The sequence below is a fragment of the Deltaproteobacteria bacterium genome (assembly GCA_015233135.1).
Classification (GTDB): Bacteria; UBA10199; UBA10199; order JADFYH01; family JADFYH01; genus JADFYH01.
Genome location: JADFYH010000011.1, coordinates 51733 through 71846, shown reverse-complemented (window position 1 = coordinate 71846; position 20114 = coordinate 51733). Strand labels below are relative to the sequence as shown.

21 protein-coding genes are annotated in these 20114 nt (G+C 45.5%); 9 read left to right on the top strand and 12 right to left on the bottom strand.

The genetic code is table 11. The features are described from left to right. Positions 1-29 precede the first annotated feature (29 nt). The 5 genes from HQM15_05440 to HQM15_05420 all read right to left on the bottom strand — a co-directional run bounded on the left by HQM15_05440 (position 30) and on the right by HQM15_05420 (position 4425). Positions 30-2204, bottom strand: a complete 2175-nt coding sequence (locus HQM15_05440; protein ID MBF0492205.1) for a hypothetical protein — start codon at positions 2202-2204, stop codon at positions 30-32. A gap of 70 nt (positions 2205-2274) precedes the next feature. Continuing rightward, complete coding sequence (locus HQM15_05435) at positions 2275-2865, bottom strand: hypothetical protein (protein ID MBF0492204.1); 591 nt, start codon at positions 2863-2865, stop codon at positions 2275-2277. A 26-nt stretch (positions 2866-2891) separates the two neighbouring features. After that, positions 2892-3485 carry a hypothetical protein gene (locus tag HQM15_05430; GenBank protein ID MBF0492203.1) on the bottom strand — a complete coding sequence of 198 codons (594 nt, stop codon included), beginning with the start codon at positions 3483-3485 and terminating at the stop codon, positions 2892-2894. Between the two features lie 84 nt (positions 3486-3569). After that, complete coding sequence (locus tag HQM15_05425) at positions 3570-3866, bottom strand: hypothetical protein (GenBank protein MBF0492202.1); 297 nt, start codon at positions 3864-3866, stop codon at positions 3570-3572. 124 nt (positions 3867-3990) lie between these two features. Then, positions 3991-4425 carry a transglycosylase domain-containing protein gene (locus HQM15_05420; protein ID MBF0492201.1) on the bottom strand — a complete coding sequence of 145 codons (435 nt, stop codon included), beginning with the start codon at positions 4423-4425 and terminating at the stop codon, positions 3991-3993. 232 nt (positions 4426-4657) lie between these two features. On the opposite strand from HQM15_05420, the gene HQM15_05415 reads away from it, so the two are divergent. After that, on the top strand, positions 4658-5206 hold the full coding sequence (locus tag HQM15_05415; protein ID MBF0492200.1) for a Uma2 family endonuclease: 549 nt from the start codon (positions 4658-4660) through the stop codon (positions 5204-5206). A gap of 36 nt (positions 5207-5242) precedes the next feature. Here HQM15_05415 and HQM15_05410 read toward each other — a convergent pair whose 3' ends face one another. From HQM15_05410 to HQM15_05395, 4 genes are all read right to left on the bottom strand, one after another. Next, the gene (locus tag HQM15_05410; GenBank protein ID MBF0492199.1) at positions 5243-6025 is read right to left on the bottom strand and encodes a crotonase/enoyl-CoA hydratase family protein; all 783 of its coding nucleotides are present in this window, start codon (positions 6023-6025) and stop codon (positions 5243-5245) included. 27 nt (positions 6026-6052) lie between these two features. Further along, positions 6053-6427: a hypothetical protein gene (locus tag HQM15_05405; protein MBF0492198.1), complete on the bottom strand. Its 375-nt coding sequence runs from the start codon at positions 6425-6427 to the stop codon at positions 6053-6055. A gap of 140 nt (positions 6428-6567) precedes the next feature. After that, on the bottom strand, positions 6568-9018 hold the full coding sequence (locus tag HQM15_05400) for a DEAD/DEAH box helicase family protein (protein MBF0492197.1): 2451 nt from the start codon (positions 9016-9018) through the stop codon (positions 6568-6570). A gap of 10 nt (positions 9019-9028) precedes the next feature. Further along, positions 9029-10741 carry an ATP-binding protein gene (locus HQM15_05395; protein ID MBF0492196.1) on the bottom strand — a complete coding sequence of 571 codons (1713 nt, stop codon included), beginning with the start codon at positions 10739-10741 and terminating at the stop codon, positions 9029-9031. Positions 10742-10901: 160 nt separating this feature from the next. Between HQM15_05395 and HQM15_05390 the strand changes: the two genes are divergently transcribed. The 3 genes from HQM15_05390 to HQM15_05380 all read left to right on the top strand — a co-directional run bounded on the left by HQM15_05390 (position 10902) and on the right by HQM15_05380 (position 13877). Next, entirely contained in the window at positions 10902-11177 is a 276-nt protein-coding gene (locus HQM15_05390; GenBank protein MBF0492195.1) for a hypothetical protein, read from the top strand. A 196-nt stretch (positions 11178-11373) separates the two neighbouring features. Beyond that, positions 11374-12540, top strand: a complete 1167-nt coding sequence (locus HQM15_05385) for a MaoC family dehydratase (protein ID MBF0492194.1) — start codon at positions 11374-11376, stop codon at positions 12538-12540. A 65-nt stretch (positions 12541-12605) separates the two neighbouring features. Beyond that, complete coding sequence (locus tag HQM15_05380; GenBank protein ID MBF0492193.1) at positions 12606-13877, top strand: ammonium transporter; 1272 nt, start codon at positions 12606-12608, stop codon at positions 13875-13877. Between the two features lie 90 nt (positions 13878-13967). Here HQM15_05380 and HQM15_05375 read toward each other — a convergent pair whose 3' ends face one another. Together HQM15_05375 and HQM15_05370 are read right to left on the bottom strand one after the other, a co-directional pair. Continuing rightward, on the bottom strand, positions 13968-14309 hold the full coding sequence (locus HQM15_05375; protein MBF0492192.1) for a hypothetical protein: 342 nt from the start codon (positions 14307-14309) through the stop codon (positions 13968-13970). Positions 14310-14347: 38 nt separating this feature from the next. After that, positions 14348-14848, bottom strand: coding sequence for an NADH-quinone oxidoreductase subunit I (locus HQM15_05370; protein MBF0492191.1), 501 nt, complete (start codon positions 14846-14848; stop codon positions 14348-14350). 182 nt (positions 14849-15030) lie between these two features. Between HQM15_05370 and HQM15_05365 the strand changes: the two genes are divergently transcribed. After that, positions 15031-15909 carry an HDOD domain-containing protein gene (locus HQM15_05365; protein MBF0492190.1) on the top strand — a complete coding sequence of 293 codons (879 nt, stop codon included), beginning with the start codon at positions 15031-15033 and terminating at the stop codon, positions 15907-15909. 12 nt (positions 15910-15921) lie between these two features. Here the strand turns inward: HQM15_05365 and HQM15_05360 are convergent, their stop codons facing one another. Continuing rightward, complete coding sequence (locus tag HQM15_05360) at positions 15922-17091, bottom strand: hypothetical protein (GenBank protein MBF0492189.1); 1170 nt, start codon at positions 17089-17091, stop codon at positions 15922-15924. A 155-nt stretch (positions 17092-17246) separates the two neighbouring features. On the opposite strand from HQM15_05360, the gene HQM15_05355 reads away from it, so the two are divergent. The 4 genes from HQM15_05355 (at position 17247) to HQM15_05340 (ending at position 20089) form a co-directional block, all read left to right on the top strand. Then, positions 17247-17834 carry a peroxiredoxin gene (locus HQM15_05355; protein MBF0492188.1) on the top strand — a complete coding sequence of 196 codons (588 nt, stop codon included), beginning with the start codon at positions 17247-17249 and terminating at the stop codon, positions 17832-17834. Positions 17835-17875: 41 nt separating this feature from the next. Further along, a complete protein-coding gene (locus HQM15_05350; GenBank protein ID MBF0492187.1) occupies positions 17876-18307 on the top strand; it encodes a hypothetical protein in 432 nt (143 codons plus the stop codon). 92 nt (positions 18308-18399) lie between these two features. After that, positions 18400-18747, top strand: a complete 348-nt coding sequence (locus HQM15_05345) for a hypothetical protein (protein MBF0492186.1) — start codon at positions 18400-18402, stop codon at positions 18745-18747. Between the two features lie 43 nt (positions 18748-18790). Further along, positions 18791-20089: an MFS transporter gene (locus tag HQM15_05340; GenBank protein MBF0492185.1), complete on the top strand. Its 1299-nt coding sequence runs from the start codon at positions 18791-18793 to the stop codon at positions 20087-20089. The last annotated feature ends 25 nt before the right edge of the window (positions 20090-20114 follow it).

The following is a 20114-nucleotide window of genomic DNA, read 5'->3' as shown; positions in this document are numbered from 1 at the left end:
GTAACAGGAATAATTAACGAGGCCTTACTCTACTGTTTCGTAAACGTATAGGTAATACTTTCCGAAAAGGCATAACCGGACACATTACAACCCGTCAGACTGAAGGTGGCTGAAAACGAGGTGCCATCGTATGCCGTGTAGCTGACGCTCGTCGAGCATCCGTACTGGCTGTAGGCAGAGGTGTCGTGACTGAAGGTTGTTGTCATCGACGTCACAAAATCATCTGGATTGAAAGTAAATGTACCCAGCGATTGCGAAGGGATTGCGGTTGTTTGACCGTTCATGGTTACTGAACCAGACATCGTCCACAGATAGCCTCCCGTCGGCACGGACGCTAAGATCTGAGGAACATTCCCGCTGTTTCCACCCCCTCCATTGTTTCCGCTATTCCCATTATTTCCACCACTGTTTCCGCTGCTACCACCGGTCACTTCAATCGACACCGATTGAGGCTCAGTATTCAATAATGCATCCGATGCCGTACAGCTAAGTTTATAGGTACCGTTTGTGCTTGGCGCCGTCCATGTAGGTGAGGCCGAAAACATCGAGGACATCGAGCCTCCTGCAATATCCCAAAAATAGTTCAAAGTATTCGCAACATCTTCATCCGTGGCACTGCAAGACAAGGCAACGGTTCCGCCCGCTGTGACAGAGCTAGAATCGGCTGTAACGGCTGTAATCACCGGCATGTGATCATTCACAACATTGACATTGGTGGATTTTGTCACGGTCGTTTTTCCATCCGAGACCGCACAGGTGAAAGAAAAATAACCCGCAGAGGCAGGAGGTGTCCAGGTCACCGAGGCACCTGTCTCGGAGGAGAGAGTTCCCTTGTCTGGATCTGTATCCGACAGGGTATTTGCCCACGACCACGAATAGCTGAGCGTATCTCCATCTCCATCTTTAGCCTTACATACCAGAGTAACAAGACTTCCAAGCCCAGTGGCTGTAGGATCTGCCGAGAGGGATGAAATGATTGGAATTGCATTTGTCATATCAAAAACAAGATTGTTGTCGGAAGACAAGTTCGTCACACAGGCTGTTGACGTTGTCGCAGCGGCACCTGCCGTCACCGTAATCGTGTTGGTTCGATGAGTCTTTCCATTCAGAACCGCTTCCACAAAAATCTTCACGGCCGCATCGGCTTTTGCAGAGACCTTGAAAGATCCATCCGACTGAATACAACCAAAAAAGAGGCCACCCCATCCAGTACTGCAATCTCCGAGCTCCCAGTTTTCGGCAGACTCATCATAACTGACATAATCTACCCCTTCACTATGAACCTTGATTGAACTGACATGAATTGAGCCATTGCTTGAATCCCCATCGCTAAGAGAAATGGCGGATCCATCTGTATTAACTACATGACCGCAGATTACCGACGTTTCCGTCCTTCGGTCTGCATTCCAAGTGGTGAAATGACTGACCGTTCCTTCGTAATATTGTAAGGGCGCGGTACCTTGCAAAGTCGCCGTTCCCTGCTCTATCCAAAGACCAGTGCTCGTGTTGAAATAAAAAAGCGGAATGCTGGCTGGAGGATTATTTTGAGCCATCTTGGCGGGGATGGCAATCCGGATGGTGGCCGTCGTGCCTGCTGCCAAATTGAGAGAATTTCCCGAAGCATCTTCAAAGGTCACGTCCAAGGCCCCAAAACTCTCGATCTTGGTACTCGTGCCGTCACTCAGGGTAGCCGCATAATCTCCAGGCATCAAGGTTGGGTCTGAAGACGGATCGATCGGAGTCACATTGGCCGTAACGGTTCCACTGACTGCCGTTCCTGAGGAGTCCACAAGAGAATTAGCGCTCACCACGACCTGAGCTGCGCTTCCAGGAACCACAACGGTCTGATCCACGGTGGGATTAATCTCTGCACTCACCGTCACGGGTAAAAGCACTTCATCCAGCTTCAGAGCGGAGCTTCTCCCCACCTGTGTGACTCTTTGATTTCTCATGAAAGAAGTGGCTGAATAATTGAGGGAGAGACGACCCGTGGAATCCGACACCGTGGCCTCAAGCGAATAAGTTCCATCAGAATTTGTTTGTACGCTTGTGGTCCCGTCCGAAACGGTCACACCCGTCAACGCCGCCCCTGTCAGCCCGTTGACAACCGTCCCGCTTACCGTCACTGTGGTCGCGCTAGATCCGCCGCAGGATAAAAAAGAACTAAACAAAAAACCCGTTACTAAAAGCTTAAATACCCTCATGGAATCCTCCTTACGGTTTACAGTCCGAAACCATAATTTTTCCATAAAAAATATTTAAGTCAACAATGACTTATGTCGTCCATTGATCATGAATAATCGCCGTCAGATACCACTTCCCTTGATACTCCTCAAAAATAAAACGCCTGCTGACCCAATCCATTCCATCGGCCTTCGGATCAAGGCCGGGAAAATAATATTCGACAAGAATGGCCTTGGGATAAATTTTAAAGGCATTATCTATCGAATTTCCATGCCCCAGAGTTTGATTGTATCCTACTTGGGGGGCATTCGAAAAGTCATGGGCATAGAGCCGTTTTTGAAAGTATTGCGCGAGGGTGAGGCGAATCGGATCCCCAGAACCATCCGCGTAACCAAACATATATTTTTTCTTATCCAGATTCAGCTTTGCAAACTGTGCAGAGCTAAAAACAAGATCTTGATCAAGAAGCACATAAGCATCGAGTGAAATGCGAACTCCCTTGCTGGGGTGGATGAATTGAGAAAATTTTTTAAAATTATTAGATTTCACAGCCAGAATTACTTCTCTGGAAGTTTTTGAGATAATATCCTTGGCTTTTTCCGGGCTGGGTTCCTGGCTAAAAACAAGGGGACTTGAAAATAAAAACACCAATAGAAAAGCGAAAATTTTTGGATATTTCATGAAGATTATCTCCTTTGCTAACTGTTTCAAGTCTGACTTTTAATAATCCCAACACACTCCTCTGCATGCGTCATGGCAATAAGATGCCCGGCATTTTTAATGACCTCTGCCTCTTTTGGGCATGGAATTACTGGATCTCGCTCACCATGGATGCGCAAGATATTTTTTTTATCTCCCTCGTAGCCCTCCCAGTTGGATGCCGCACTGCACATGGCCTTGATAAAATTGGAATCCGAAGAGCTAAACATATTCATCAAAAGATTGTCGTAACTTTTTGTAAAGGATTGGATCAATTTTACGGGTGAGAAAGAGGCGAGCGGGGCCAGCAGCCTCAAGAGGGGCCTTATTTCTTGGGCATTCAATGCCGATCCCAATAAAATTACTTTTGGATTTTTCAATTCCTTAAAAATTTCCAAGGCAATCATGCCTCCGAGTGAGGAGCCTCCTACGCAATCCTTTGCAGTAATCCCATTCTCCTGGATGACTCTTTGAGCCACGTCCGATAGGGAGCTTTCACCCTGATAATTGGGCCAATTGATAAAGGTGGTTTCAGGAAGTTTTAACCAGGCACCCTGGTACATGTCTTTACTCGCACCCATGCCTGGTAAGAGATACAGCATATTTTGATTGCTCCCTGAAAAATAAATTATGCAATCTCGTCTTCAAAAAGAAGACTTTTTATTAGTCAAATAAACGACAGATGTTCAGACTTTCCCGTGCATCATAGCGTCTAGCGATGAGATCGCCCTGGTGAGCATTCCATTATCGATTTCATCAAGGTTGCGTGCTGCAAACACACCTAATGTTACCTTATTTTGAAATTGGTCTGAAAGAGGCCATTGATCGTGTACAGCGGTTTCGTAAGCATCAAGGCCATCTAACGTAGTCTGAAGCGCGTGAAAATCTGGGAATCGAGCCAACTGTGTCTGAACTTTTGCTCTCACCTTGTCGATCTCCAAGAGAATTTCTTGTAGTGTAAAACTTTTCCGCTTCTGAAACACAGGATCTCCTCGGGTTGACCCATTATGGTTTGTACTATCTGAAGTGCCTCGAATTCGAAAAGAATGTCACTGATAATCTCCCGGTCTTCTGCACTCTCGCGTTCAAGCACGAAATGAAGATTGATTACCCTCTCCTTTTTTTCATCTTTTGAAGTGTGTTTCTGGGGGCATTTCGATAATTTATTTCAACATATTTTTCTATTAGCATGTCCCTGAGCCGTACTAGCCCCTCAAGGTTGTTAGTGGAGCTCGGAGCTTGAGTGAGAGCAATGATTGTTGCGGCTTCCTCGATCGTTAATTCGGAGGGTAGACGCCGATAATACAACGTGGGAGCGTCTTTGATGATGCTAATATCCGCATTGAGCTGGTAAAGAGCTACTCCCGTCTTGTCTGTCCTCCAAAGGTTGACAGTGGAAAACTTCCCTTTTCCAAAAGAGCTTTTGCAGATTGCAGTGAGCGTGCTTCTGGAGGGTATTCCAAGAGCAGCAGGGGAACTGTGAGGGGTTAAAATAAAAAGACAGAACAATAAGATGACTAAAGGAACTCGTAATTGCGTCATTTTTTTAGACCCCTTGATGATTCATTGCTTTTGAAGCAAAGCATACTATTGTCATTATATGAAAAAGAAATTTATCTATTCAATTCTTTTGTTGAAAGAACACAATGCAACATTTGGCTGGTTTCTCGTCGATCCAAAAACAGGGGAAACAAAGCAGCAATAAAAAGTACTGCCCCATCAGGCTCCCTAAAATTTCTTGTTCTCCACTTAAAAATAAAGTAATTTTTTGAATATGGCACAGGCTCAAAAAATCAAATTTAGCTACGAAGATTATCTTTTGATGCCGGAAGATAAAAGATACGAGCTTATTGATGGAGATTTGCTTATGACCCCCTCGCCAAGTTGGAAGCATCAAACAGCTATTTCACGACTTTTCGAGAAGATTAATAAATTTGTAAGGTCTAAAAAAATGGGTGAGGTTCGTTTTGCGCCCCTGGATGTTTTTCTGTCTCCCGAAGATGTGGTTCAGCCTGATCTTTTATTTCTTTCCAAGGACCGTCTGAAACAAGTAACGGAAAGAAATATTCAGGGGGCCCCTGATTTGGTTGTTGAAGTTCTTTCGCCTGGCACAGAACAAAGAGATCGTTTGGTCAAAAGGAAATTGTATAGCCGCTTTGGAGTAAAGGAATATTGGATTGTAGATCCTGAAAGAAAAAATATTGAAGTGATTACTTGGGAAGGTTCCGATTTCAAAACTTTTCAAGTTTTTCCTGAAAACGCCCTTTTTAAGTCCCCCCTGATGGAGGGGCTTTCATTTCACATCAAAGAAATTTTTGAGTGAAGTCGATACGAGTTCGGGCGTGTTTTGGTAAGAGACTTACAAATCCTTAAAAGAACCCCCTCGGCCTTTTCCCTTCGTGAAATTCTCTACTCCAGAAACAATTTCGCCACTTTGAATCGCCTGCATCCCATGATTGAATTCGTTGAGGAGCGCTTGAGGGGATGGCATGTCAAACTGTTCGTAGGCGCTCAGGCGATCGTGGCGCAGGCAGGCTTGAGGAAAGCGAATCAAGTCGGCCGCCAGCTGTTCGGCCATCTCACGGGATTTGCCATCTTCGGCAATTCGATTGGCGAGACCCATACTCAAGGCTTCCTCCGCTGCAACTGGCCTTCCCGTGAGGATCAGATCCATCGCTCGGCTTAAACCAATGAGGCGCGGCAATCTTATCGTGCCTCCATCCACCAAGGGCACACCCCAGCGGCGGCAGTAAACCCCTACGACGGCGCTTTTTTCCATCACCCTCAAGTCACACCAAAGCGCCAACTCCAAACCGCCGGCTACCGCATAACCTGAGATGGCCGCAATAACAGGTTTACTCAAAAGCAGACGCGTAGGCCCCAAAGGCCCGTCGCCGCTGGGGTCCAAACGATGAGCCTGATTTTCATTCTGAGGATTGAGAATGGCCTTGAGATCGGCTCCCGCACAAAAAGTTCCACCATTTCCATAAAGCACCGCCACATCCGATTCCGGATCCTGATCAAAGTCTCTAAAGGCATCCGCCAAAGCCGCTGCCGTCGGCCCATCAATGGCATTTTTTACTTCCGGGCGATTGATAAGAACTGTCGTGATGCGGTTTTTCTTTTCGATGAGGAGGGGCATAAATTTCCCGATCGCTTCATACCGCGATTAATTATGACAGACAAGAATGGCCGCTTGGCCACCCGAGCCGGGGACCTTGACGTAGAATGTTCCCGCATAATCCGGAAAATTGATTCTCTGCCCGATCGCGACTGGCCCGTTAAAAATAACGTTCGGCCCCGATTCGACGGGGTTGGTTGCAACCACGATGTTGCTCGACCCAATCGGCAGACGCGAGACAATGATCGCAAGGGCTGGTGCACCGCTGGAACCGGCACCACCAAAGGTGACAAATCTGTTTCCGACCTCGAACGTAGCCGGTTGGGGACCGCAGGTTTCGGCGTAGGCAGGAGTAACTGAGAACAAAGCACCAATGGCTGCCAGAACACAAGCCATCAACTCTAAAAGTAGTAACTTTCGCATAATGACCTCCTAGGTTCATGGTTAAATTTAATTTTCCCTAATGCGTTAATTAGCTCCCTTTTTATTATCCTTTGTCAAGAGTTGAAATGGGAGTTGAAATGGAAGTTAACATAGGATTTCATTCTTCAGATATTTCAGATTCAACCCATCAATTCCTTCACCAAAGCAAACACCTGCCCCAATTTGTTCAGGGTCTCAGGCTTTGGCAAGGGGATATTCAATTTAATCTGACCACTTTCCGTATCCATCTTCAGCCATTCTCGCGGGGAGTTTGCCTGCGTCATGCTTTCTGGGTTTTGTGTTTTAGGTTGTGCAACCTGCGTCATAAATTTTTGGACCAGATCCATTCCACTGGAGATGAGGTCTTCCCAATTAATAGGTTGGGCAAGTGTGGGTGCAATAGGGACAGAAGCATTTTGGGTTTCAGAAAAACTTTGAGGAAGAGGAATTACTTGCGAAGAAAGGGTTTCAGTATTTTCTGCTTGGGAACTGTTTTCTGAATGCTGAATCTGTTCCTGCTCTTGAGTGATCGCTTCAATCGTCTCCATAAACTTTTTCAGGCGTGAACCTTCAAAATGAATTTCTCTTTCTCCCCCATCCAGCACCCCCGAGAACAGGCCCTTCTTGAATTTGAGGACACCCAGCATGCTTTCTTCTATGGTTTTCTCTGCGACAAAATTGTACACTCGCACTTTTTCTTTTTGCCCCATACGATGCACACGACCGATGCGTTGTTCCAGCACAGCGGGATTCCAGGGTTGATCCACATTGATCACAACTGAGGCGTTTTGCAGATTGAGCCCGACTCCACCGGCATCGGTGGAAAGAAAGAGACGGCAGTTTTCGTCCTGCTTGAATTTATGGATCAGGTCTCGGCGTTTGCTACTCTCCACACCTCCGTGGAAGAAGACGTAACCCATTTTGCTTTTTTCCAGGTGTTTCAGGATCAGTTCGTGACTGCGCAACCATTGGCTGAAAATAACCACCTTGATATTGGGCTCTTCCAAAATTTCCTTGAGCAGTGTGATGATCTCCGGAATCTTGCGTCCATGATCGGTTTTGGAATCCAGAAGATAAGTGCTGTTGCAAGACATACGCATATTCTGCAAAAACATCATCAGTCTTTTTTGATCTTGATCCGAAAGAAAACCCATCTTTCTCCACTTGTTCACAATTTTGCAAACTCCCTCATAATTTTCATCATGGTGCAGCCATTGTTCTTCGGTCATGGGGATGAAAAAAGTCTTATCTGTGCGCTCGGGTAATTGTTGCAGCACCTCACTTTTATGGCGACGAAGCAAAATGGGTTTCAGGCTTTCGCCAATTTGATCCAGATTGTGATAGCCAGTCACTTTGCCAAACTCGTTGTTCACCTGATGGTTATGTAAAAAACGAAACAGGGGCCCCAGCCGCTGCCTGTCGATAAAACTTACGATGGAGTGCAACTCTTCCAAACGATTTTCCAGGGGAGTTCCCGTGAGCACAATCGCAAAACGCGATTGCAAAAGTTTTACACTTTTTGCGGCTCGCGTTTTCCAGTTTTTGATACGCTGGGCCTCGTCCAAAATCACCAGGTCGGGCTGCCAGCTGTTGATCAGAGCAATATCTTTGTACACCACATCATAATTGATAATTTTGAAAAAGCTGGAAGTGGCATAAGTCTCCTGTCGTTTTTTTAACAGACCATTGACGACCAAGGCAGAACGTTTGGAAAATTTTTCAATCTCACTCTGCCATTGGTGTTTGAGAGAGGTGGGGCACACAATGAGCACGCGCTGGATTCGCATGACTTGCGCCAAAATTTCAGCCGCGGCAATGGCTTGAATGGTTTTTCCCAGGCCCATTTCATCCGCAATCAACACCCGGCCATTTCGCGCAGCAAAAAGAGCCCCCTCGCGTTGATAGGGATACAGAGGTACAGCAAGTAGATCGTCAAAAGTAGCACTGCTGATTCCCTGAGGGAAAAAATCATCAATGCGATTTTTGAACAACTGCTGTTCGTTCTTGTTTTGGATCAGTCGAAGGGCGTCGTCATAGACATGCACTTTGTCAGAAAGAATTTGCAGGGCTTGTTGAAATTTCTGAAACTTGTTGAAAGTTTCGTGCCTAAAAAATCCTTCTTCATCAAAAAACTGTGCACTCAGTTTAAGGAGTTGCGGAGAGGCATTGGAGGCAGGCTCGAAAGCCAGCTTTTGTTCATTTCCATATTGCACAAAAACCGAGGAATAAGCTTGAACCCGGGCATTTTTTAAAAGGGATAATTTTCTCGATCGCTCCAATTTGGCCAGACTGAATTCGATGTGCTTGCAGGTCAAAAGGGTATTCGACGAAAAATCGGGGCAGGAACAATAATTTTTCCCTGGCACGGTACTCCGGAGGGCAACCCGGTAAGTATTTTTACTTTCAGGATTGGTGACCAGAAAATCCAGGTCATCGGGTCGTTGAAGATCTTTCTTGAGAATAAATTTCTGTTCTCTCCCAAACTGCCGTCGCAAGGCAATCTGCCACTCTTCGACACTCATGTCGTCGGGCTTGCGCGTACGCGAAATTTTCTTCTCGATTTTTTTGAATCCTGTTTTGTTTTTTGACATGTAAAGTTCCTTATTTAAGATTTTCTTCCGTATAAAGCCCCAGCTCTATCATCCGTTCCAAGAGTTGATCGGGAGGAATACCGGGAAAGTTTTTGAACACCAATTCTTTGGCAAAGAGTCGGCAGATGTATTTGAGTTTGAGAGATTTGTTCCGCGAGGCGTAGACAAAATCACGGTGCGCATTATTGATGACCACCACATTTTGTTCCGGCAAAAATCTCGATCGCCAAAGTTGGCCAGGGGCCTTCTGAAAGGTATAACCGGGAAGTCCTTGAGTGGTAGGGGATTCCGATTCTTGTGCCTTGGGTAAAAGAGAATCCGTGACGGTAATAAGGGCCTCCGCGCTGCAGACGGTAGATCGCTGGGTGACCGTGACTTGCAGGCGGGTCAAGGCAGGTTCTTGCGGAGCAATAAAGACAACGACTTCGCTATCCGAAACTTCCAGATCTCCTTCTCCTTCGAGAATTTTCCATTCGTAGGAAAGTTTTTCTTCTACTAATCTTCGCGAGCGATCCCTGGAAACAGCCCTAAAATTTTTGCTGCCGCCCACAGGAATCAGACAGGAAGCGGGGGAAACTTTGACGCTAAACAGTGGGCCGGAAAATTCAAAAAATTGTTTCTGGGGAGAGTCTGTTTCTTCGGAAGAAGTTTCTGACGCAGTATCTTCAAAGACAGGGGCCCCTTCGAAGCTGGCAGACTCCGAATTGGAAGCCAGGGTTTCCAAATAATTTTTGCTCCCTTGTTGCTGTCGTTTTTTGATTTCAAACCAGTCGTATTCTTCATCGGGCAGGGTGGTAAGGGCTTCTAGAAAAGCTTTTTTGATGGAACTTAAAATTTCGCGACTGGTTTGCTCTTCTTCGGCCTTGCGCTGATTTTCAACAAGCAGGTTTAACGTTTCTTCCAAAGGCGCCAGGGAAAAGCAAAAGGCCGAAAAATAATCGTCCTGAATAATGCCGGAGCGGGTGCCTGGGGTCAGATTCAAAAAAGGGACATCGATCAGCCCCTGAAAACAATCCAAATTCCAGGGGGCTTTTTGAAAGATTTCCAATTGATCAATTTTTTCCAAGACTCTTGTCCCCAGGCGACAAAGGCCAATCTGATTATTGGGATTGGATTCGGTGAGATAAAGTTCGACATAAATATTTCCATGCGGAGATTCGAGAGCCGGAAGATCATGCAGCAGACGGCCTGAAAATTTTCTAGGTTCCACTTTGAATTCTTTTCGAGACTGTCGATCGACAATCTTGATCTGCACGCCAGAGCTGCGAATCCGGTCCCTCAGTTCGGAGGCCAGGTACCATTGCAGTTTTTCTCCACTCAGTTGTTTGATACCAGGAAGCAGATTTTGAATGAGCAGTTCAGTCCCCTGCTGGGCAAAGAGCGCGCGTCTGGGTTGAACGGTATAGTCGGGATTCCCTTTTGCCATAAGCATCTGGTAGGACTTTCCATCGGCCCCGGAAGAGGTGAGAATCAATTCTTCCCCTACCGTCCAGAAACTCAACAAGCCAATACCAAACTCCCCTTGCAGACCTCTTAGCCCCTGGGTCTTGAGCTGACGCTTGATGGAGTCACAAATGTGGGTGGCCACATATTTAAAATCCGGCCTACCCGTTTCGTCTTGGGGAATTCCCTGCCCATCATCCGTTATTTTGAGATAGGAATTCCCTTTTTCTTTTCCACGAACCAGGGTAATATTTTTCGCCTTGGCATCAATACTATTCATTTATTAGACCTCTTCTATGAAAAAGCCAGTCAATAGAAAATAGTTGTTCCTTGCCAAAAAAAGCTGCTTTTTTGGATGTGCGTCCGTACGCGAATCTAGTAAAGATGTTCGATCAAGCACGTTCAAAGTTCCCTCCTGGCACAACTCCTCTTTCTCTTTCATGACTTCTTTATTTAAGATTCGTTCATCTTTCAAAAAGTTTTATGGAACTTCTCGCAACGCTGTAAAAACTCAAATCTGGATTGCCATGATTGTTTATCTCAGTTTGGCTATCTTAAAACAGCGCTATCAAATCAAAACCAGACTCTCAAAAATGCTACACTTTTTAGAAACCAATCTTTTCGAGCAAAAGCCCATTCTATCTATATTTGCCGCTAATCCTCGTTCTCAGGATCTGTCTCAACTCTCTAACCAGTTGTTTTTATTCGAGAGTTAACCGGACAGCAGTGATAAAAAATATTTAAGTCAACAATGACTTATGTCATCCATTGATCATGAATAATCGCCGTCAGATCACTTTGGCTGTCAAATGCAATTTTTCACCGCTATAGCCCTCTCGCTTGACCTGAATTTCAATATTCACTATAGCGTTCGACGATTTCATGTTCCTAACTTACAAAAAGGATTCCACCATGCCCCAAAAAATTCCCTATCCCAAATTTGCAGAAAAAGCCCCCAGTCTCGAAGCCAATCTTAACCAAATCAAAAAACTCGAATATGGCCGTGTCCTTGAAGACCTGGACGAAGGAGAAGTATTTTGTCATCCTCGCGGGGTTACGATTACTAAGGCCTTTGCCATCGATTTTGCAACGACCTTCATGGAAGCCAATCCCCTTTATCTCAACGAGGTGTACGCCAAGGCGCATGGATTTAAAGACCTTGTTGTTTCGCCCTTGATGGTGATGAATGTGGCCTTGTCTTTGGGGGTGCAAAATGATTCCGAAAAAGCGATTGCGAATTTGGGTTATTACAATGTGTGTTTTGTGAAATCGGTGTATCCGGGAGACAGCTTGCGGGCGATGACCAAGGTTTTGAAGCGCGAGGTGAAAGAGGGTGGTAAACCGGGGATTGCCACCATTCGCACCATTGCCCTCAATCAAAATGAAGAACTGGTGTTGCAGTACGACCGTAAAATTATGGTGGCGCCTGCGGGCAAAAAGACCGATGCCTCCACGATTGCCGCGCAACCCTTCCCGGAAGCCAAAGAACTCAGCATTGAAATTCCGGAATTTCCAAAAGTGTTCCCCAAAAATTTGACCGGTGTGCGTACCTATTTTGAAGATTTTAAAGTAGGCGATATCTTTGTGCATGCCAACGGCCGAACTATCACGGATGAACATTTTGCCTGGACCTACAAAGTAATGAATACGCATCCTCTGCACTATGACCGTCTTTATTCTACAGGCCGCAGCGGGGCCATGAGCGGTGAGCCTATTGTGTATGGAGGACTAGTCTTTGCCTGGTTAGCGGGCTTGGCCAGCCGCGACACCACCGAAAATTCCCTCATTGATTTTGGATATACTGAAGGTTATCACACTCAACCCGCAGTCAGCGGAGATACGGTTTATGCGCTTTCGCGGGTTTTGGCCAAAGAAGAAGGTCCTGCAGGAACTCCGAGCGGGCTGCTTACTCTGCAACTCATCGGTGTCAAAAACATCCGCGCGGCGCAGGCCTTAGAGAAATTTGGAGCTGATCTTTTCATCAAGGAAAATGACAAAAAGAAACTCGGAAAAGAAAAAATTCCCGAGAAAATTTTTGAGATTGAGAGGCGTGTGTTGATCAAGAAAAGATCTTGCTAAATTTGACTGACACGTTGTGGACAAATTATTGACACTGCCCTCCTTTTCTGCTCATCTCCGCGCCCATGATAAATACCGGAGACAATGCTTGGATACTCATGAGTTCGGCGCTCGTGTTGATGATGACCGCGCCGGGTTTAATTCTATTTTACGGAGGCTTGGTTCGCTCCAAAAATGTCCTTTCCACCATGATGCATAGTCTTGTGCTGATGGCCCTGATGTCGACACTGTGGTTTGTGTACGGTTACAGTGTGGCGTTTGGAGATGGAAACGCATTTTTCGGCAACCCACTCCAGTACCTGTTTCTCAGGGGCGTTGGCAGCGCACCGAACCCGGACTATGCCGCGACTATTCCCCAACAGTCGTTCATGTTATTTCAAATGATGTTTATCATCATCACGCCCGCACTCATCAGCGGCGCAGTGGCGGAACGAATCAAATTCAGGGCCTATGTGGTGTTCATGTTGATTTGGACTTCGGTTGTCTACCTGCCGCTCTGCCACATGGTTTGGGGCAAGGGCGGTTATTTCAACTGGGCCCTCGGTGGAACGATCCCTGTGCTCGACTTTGCGGGTGGCACGGTGGTTCATATCAGCTCGGGTATTTCCGCGCTGGTCTGCGCACTCGTGATCGGCAAACGTCGAGGTTTTCCCCATTCGCCGATGATCCCGCACAACGTGGTATTTTCACTCATCGGGGCGGGTTTGCTCTGGGTGGGCTGGTTTGGCTTCAACGCCGGCAGTGCGTTGAATGCGGGTGGGCTTGCGACCAGCGCCGCCTTGGCCACTCATTTCTCGGCGGCTGCAGCAGCAGCATTGAGCTGGGCGGCGATAGAGTGCTTACTTAAGGGAAAAACTAGTGTGCTGGGCGTTGCGTCCGGCATGGTGGCTGGACTGGCCACAATCACACCGGCCGCCGGTTTTGTCAGCATCCCGGGGGCATTTTGCATCGGACTTGCAGCGGGAATCATTTGCTACCTGGCGGTGACGAAACTCAAGTCCATTTTCGGCTATGACGATTCGCTGGATGTCTTCGGCGTCCACGGTGTGGGGAGTATCACGGGCATGTTGATGCTGGGCTTTCTGGCGAACGCAGACGTGAATGCTGCCATTGCCAATACCTTTTACGTAAACGGTGCGGTAGTTTCGTTGGCCGGCGGCATGAGCCAGTTTTTCAATCAACTGAAGGCGGTGTTGTTCACCGCGGCACTATCTGGAGTCGCCACGTTCATTATTTTGAAAGGGGTCGACCTCGTCATCGGCCTACGCGTGGATCCGGAAGAAGAGAGTATGGGCCTGGATCTTTCACAACATGGTGAAAGCGCCTATAACGAATAACACAGGAAATGCTACACTTCAGGACACCTCTAAAAATGGCGGCTCCAAAATGAAGCCATCTGGACGTGCAGTAGTTTTTAGAGGTGCCCACTAATAAATCTTCATCCGGTTGACGTGCAGCCCGTGGCTGGTCCACCCTACATCATAGCCCACCCAAGCGCCTTCCCGAATAAATTCACGGCCACGATCTCCCACAAAACGCAATTCGTCGACATTGAAGTAAATGTCCTTTCCACGTCTGTCTTTCACAAATCCATATCGGGATTGTGGAAAATATTTTACGATGCGAGCCTTCGAAAAATTATCCTCCGGCAAATTGACAGGCGCCTGGGCATAAGAGGGATTTTTTTTATCTCCGGTTTTTTCTTCTGGGACAGTGTCCTCCACCTCAATATTCTCAGGCCTGATTTGAGGTTTTTCTTGTTCTTGCATAATTCACTGTATTTTCTGGCTACTGGTCACTACTGCTATCAATAGAGCGCGATGGAGTAGGGACTTTTATTTTCGGGGTGATTATTCACCAAATAATTTAAATCCACTAGAAACGATGGCCTATCAAATTCTGCTTTGTCAGCCTTTTGAGTATCCATGCGGATGGCATCACAAGGACAGGCCTCCACGCAAAAACCACAATAGACACAGCGCAGCAAATCGATATTATAAACCATCGGATATTTTTCAATATTGGGGTCAGGGTGTTCAGCCGCCACGATTTCAATACAGTTGGCAGGACAGGCAGTGGCACAAAGCATACAAGAAGTACAACGAACAGAACCATCGGGTCTTTGCATCAGGCGATGCTCTGCCCGATAGTATTCCGGGAGAGGTTTTTTCTGTTCAGGATATTGATAAGTCAACAGCTTGTTTTGATTCAAAGTATTTCGCAAGGCATGTCGGAGTGTAATCCATAGCCCCTTTGCAATAGCCCCCACATAAATCCTTTGCCAAAAGCTCAAACGAGGTTTTCTCATTACGATTGTCGCCATAAACTAACGCCCTTTCAAAAACAGACAGTTGTTATTGAATATTAACTTTTTTGCAAACTGACAAAAAAATATTTTCAAAAAACGTTTCTTTTTGTAGGCTATCCAACTTACAATGGATAGAATCAACATTTTTCGTAAGGTTCAATTTCATTTTATTAAAAAAAATTATGTACTCTTCATCCGTCATTGTGTTTCGCAAACTAGAGATGGTTCATAATTTACCTACTCTGCCGCAAATTATTCAACAACTTTCACGCCTAATCAATGACCCCAACTCTGATGCCTCACAAATCAAAAAACTTCTGGAAAATGACCCCTCTCTCATGACCAATATTCTAAGTGTTGCCAACTCGGTATTCTACCGGGGGGTTTCTAAACCCATCACCTCGCTAAAGCTGGCCATTGCCCGTTTAGGCCTTTCTTGTGTCTATAATTTGGGCCTTTCCAGCGCTATTTTTTCTGTCTTCAATGATGGTGAAATCAGTTTTGACCGCAAGGAGTTTTGGAAGCACTCCATTAGTTCAGGCATTGCCATGAATGTTCTTTTTCCCTATTCCAACCTGAAAGAAAGGAAGGAATACAGTCTAGATGTTTTACATTTAATGGGCGTCATTCATGACATGGGTCGTATTGTTTTTGATCAGTTTTTTCACGAAGATTTTATAGAAGCCTTAAAAATTTCTATTGAGAAAAACTGCCCTCTGTTCATGGCAGAAGAAGAAGTATTTAAAACCACCCATGCCGAGGTGGGGGCCTGGTTGGCCTCGCACTGGTCTTTATCCGAAATTTTTGTGGAAAGCATCCGCAATCACCACCATCCCTTTCGGGAAGAAGGAAAATATAACGATTTGTCGGCCCTGGTAAACGTGGCGGATTATCTCTGCAACATCCAGCACTGGGGAGATAGCGGAGGACCTCCCTGCGATGAAGATTTTCTGGCATCTTGGTACAGCGCAGGACTGCCCGCAGAAAAATACGACGAGCTTCTCCTTCAAATTCAGGCGGCCCTACAAGAATCGACTCCTTTGTTTCTAGCCATTCGTTAACCCCCTATTTTTTTAAATAATATAAGAGAGTGCCCTTTTCGAGTTAAAATTCCTCTGCAGGCTTGTCATCACCTCTTGTAAATCGATACTCGATGCGGCCCTTCGTTGGAAGATCACTTGCAGTTGATTTTTTGAACCCTCAGTCTGAAGGCTCTTGCTAAACTGTGGGTTTTCCCGAATGAGTTGGGCCAGTCCCAAGTGCGATTTCAGAAAATTCGAGGGTAAAGAAGAATTGCCACCTATTTTTGCAGCAGCATCCTTGGAAAGGGTTTGATTGACAAGATCGTCAAAATTAAAATGGTCCCCTAAAGCAATATTACTGGACTGATAACTCAAGTTACTTCTTAAAATATCTGGAGCCTTTGTATTAAAGTTCAACAAATCGGTTGCCACTACAAATTGGGTCAGCTCGGGATTATTTTCAAAGAAAGTTTGAGTATAGGTCGAGCGATCCACCAAATTTTTGGCCAAACTGACTGCAGTATCCTGGAAAACCTGAACCTGATCACTACGCCCTACATTCGTTTTAAAGGTTAAAGCGGCAGCATTTCCTGCTGAATCTCCTGCATTAAGTTTTTTTACTAAGTCTGGTTTATTTAATACATAAATGGCCGCGTTGAGATTATTTTCAAAAAAGCTCACATCATTCAAGGTATTCCCCCTTTGAAAAAGAGAGGCTGCTTTTTGGGCCAATTGTTTAAAAACTTCGGTTTCTCCTGTGCTCGTCGAAAACACGAGCTTAGAAAGGTCTTCTTTTTTAAGCAAATCCTGAATCCCGCCTACATTAGCTAATACAAGGGCTGCATAACTTGGATCTTGCTGAAATTGGGTTTTTAGATCGGAAGGGGCCGATGCATCATTTTTGACGGCATTATAGGCCGATTGAGCAACAATTTTTGCCAAATCTTCTCTCGAAGAAACCTTGGTTTGAGTAAGAAGATGTTTTGCCGCATCCGACTTTGAAATCGCATAGAGGAGATCCTGATTTTCACTCGCAACGCTGCGAAAATCCTGAAGGGCATAGACGTTCTGCCCCTTTAACGAAAAAACCGTGGCCTTAAAGCTGATGGGACTTATTTTTGGCCTTGCTGACGCTATACTCGACCTGGCATCCTTATCCAAAAATTGCTGAATAAGTGCAGCCGCCGCAACATTTTGCGCCATCTTAAGAAATTCACTCATAGCCCGCCTCCAGCAACTAGAACGGCAGATAACTTTAAAACTTTAGTTTTTACTCGATTTTTTTTTCGATTAACCCCATTGACGAACAAAATAAGACTCTATATGTCGTACATTGGACATGGAGGGAATTACACATTCATTACAAGGAGGAGCCCATGATACAAGTTGGACAAAAAGCCCCTGATTTTAAAGCTTCGGCCGTGCTGGCAAACGGTGAATTCAAGGATATTTCTCTTTCGGATTACAAGGGGAGGTATGTACTTTTATTCTTCTACCCGCTTGATTTCACTTTCGTCTGCCCCACTGAGATTATCGCTTTCTCAGAAGCGGTGGCCGAGTTTGAAAAACGTAATGTCCAGGTGCTGGGGGTTTCTATCGACTCCAAATTCAGCCACCTGGCCTGGAGAAAGACACCAAAAAAAGAAGGAGGAATTGGTGAGATCAAATATCCTCTCATCGCCGATGTCACCAAAGAGATTAGCCGTAAATTTGGCGTGCTGCTTGAGGATGCAGGCATTGCACTTCGGGGTTTGTTCTTAATGGATAAAGAGGGTGTTATTCATCACCAAGTGGTGAACAATCTTCCCTTGGGACGCAGTGTTGAAGAAGCCATTCGTATGGTGGATGCCCTTCAATTCTTCGAAAAAAATGGTGAAGTTTGCCCCGCCAATTGGAGACCCGGTTTGGATACCATCAAGCCTGGTGTAGAGGCTTCGAAGTCTTATTTTTCAAAACATGGTTAAAGTTTGATTGATTATTTTATTTTCAAAGGGCATGATTCGTCATGCCCTTTTTTTTGTTATTTTTTTTCTTCCTCTTAGTGGGAAATGCCCAGGCCCAGCCGCTTGCCCAGCCTATCAAACCCCTAGAGGCCCCCTTTAAAAAATTCGATACCCCTTCCCTCGCTCCAGATCCTGATGCAAAGCAGTCTATCTGCTCCGGCAAATTGAATGAAGCCTTCTATTCTACGCTGGGCCTATATTCCGAAGAAGATCTCTACTGCGCTAGAAGAAAAAACGATTCTGTCCGTTGCCTCAATTTCAATTACCTCAAGCTAGTCGCTTTGAGAGACCTTCTGAGAAGTATCACTTGTGAAGCAGGCACGCCTTTTCGTATGCCAGAAAATGCCTCCAGTGACTATGCCCCACTTATTTGCAGCGAGGTACTAACTCTCAATCAGCTGTATTTAGAAAAGACCACAGCGTGTAAAAAATAAGCATTACCAATTTTTTAATCGTGGTAACACCCCAGGTATCCTTGGAAATTGCGAGGACTGCCAAGCAAACCATCAGAAAAAAGAGAAATGCCGTGGAAAAGTATAATCAGCTCATCAATAAAGTGCTTCAAAATAAAAATGTTGGTGAAAACTTCAAAGCACGATTCATTGAACTGCTAGACAAAAGTCTAAATGATAAAACTCCTATTTCTCTGCGCGAGGCCTTTTTTGAAGAGGCCCAAGGCGTTTGGGAGAAACAACTTGAGATAGAAAATAGAAAAAAATGTCATCAGGAAAATTGCGAACAATTCAAAAAAAACAGCCAGCGGCTGCACATTTCCCTCAAACAACTCGAAAATAATACCTCCCTGCTTCTGAAAACTACTGCCAAAATCTTATTAGCAATCAAGACTCCTGAAAAAGATACCTATTGGAATTAATTTTCCATTGCACAGCAAAAGTTAGCCTGCCAATCTGCCCCGCATGCAAGAAAACGACAAAAAGCAATCCACTAAAAACATAAAGGATTTTCTCTGGGTCAATTTTCTTTATTTCACCCAGGGCCTTCCTTTCACTTTTTTACGAACCACGGTGGTGCCGGCTTTCCTCAAAAGCATGGGTGAGAGCAATCATGTGGTGGGCTTTACTTCACTATTGGGTATTCCTTACACCTTCAAATTTTTGTGGAGTCCCTTCGTCGATCTGTTTTGGAAGAAGCGTTCCTGGACCTTGTGTTTACAAGCCTTGCTGCTGGCAGTCTTGGTACTCATGTCTTTTATTGTGGTGATGCCTAATGCCAAGGTATTTTGGTGGGTGGCATTTGGATTGTGTGCCTTCTTGAGTGCGACGAGCGATATTGCTATTGATGGATTTTACCTCGAAGCCCTGGATGAAGAAAAACAGGCCGCCTTCGCGGGTGTGAGAACCATGGCTTACCGGGTGGCAATGATACTCGGAAGTTCAATCCCTCTGGTCATTGCCGAAAGAGTAAACTGGTTTTGGGCCTTTATGAGTTGTGCTGTTTTGTATGGAATTTGTTTCTTGTATAACCTCTTCTTCTTGCCGAGGGACACTCACCTCACCCTAGCCCCCAATAATATCGAGATCTGCGACTCTCTTCGAGAAGAGGCTAAGATTCAAAAATATTTTCAAGAATATGGCCGCGCTTTTTTGACTTATTTGGAACAGAAAAAAATCATTCTCATTATCAGTTTCGTCATTATTTATAAATTAGGCGATGCGATGCTATTCGCCATGAACACCCCTTTTTTATTGGATTTGGGAATCACAAAAGAACAACTGGGTTGGATTGGGGGAACTTTAGGAAAAATTGGATCCATTGCTGGAAGCTTGGCTGGGGGCTGGTGGGTATCCCGAATAGGGCTTAAAAAGGGGCTCTGGCAGTCGGCGCTTTTTATGAATTTTACCATCCTGGTCTATGGGGTCTTAGCACTCGCAAAAATGCATTTGTGGGAAGTAGCTGCAATTCATTTCTTGGAACAATTTGCAGCCGGCATAGGTGCCACGGCCTTTGTGATTTTTCAGATGCGAACCTGCAGCAAGGAATTCAAAGCCTCCCACTATGCAATTTCGACTTCCCTCATCGCCTTCGGTCCCATGATTTCTGGGCCTATTGGCGGATACCTCAGCGAATGGCTGATTCATAAAGATGGCCTACACCTGGGCTATGCCTATTACTTTTTATTTTGTTTTTTGGCCTCTCTTCCCGGTTTGGCCTTGATTCATTTTTTACCCTGGGAGGAGGAGCGATTCAAAAAGTAGGATAACTAGAAAAACACGCTTGGGT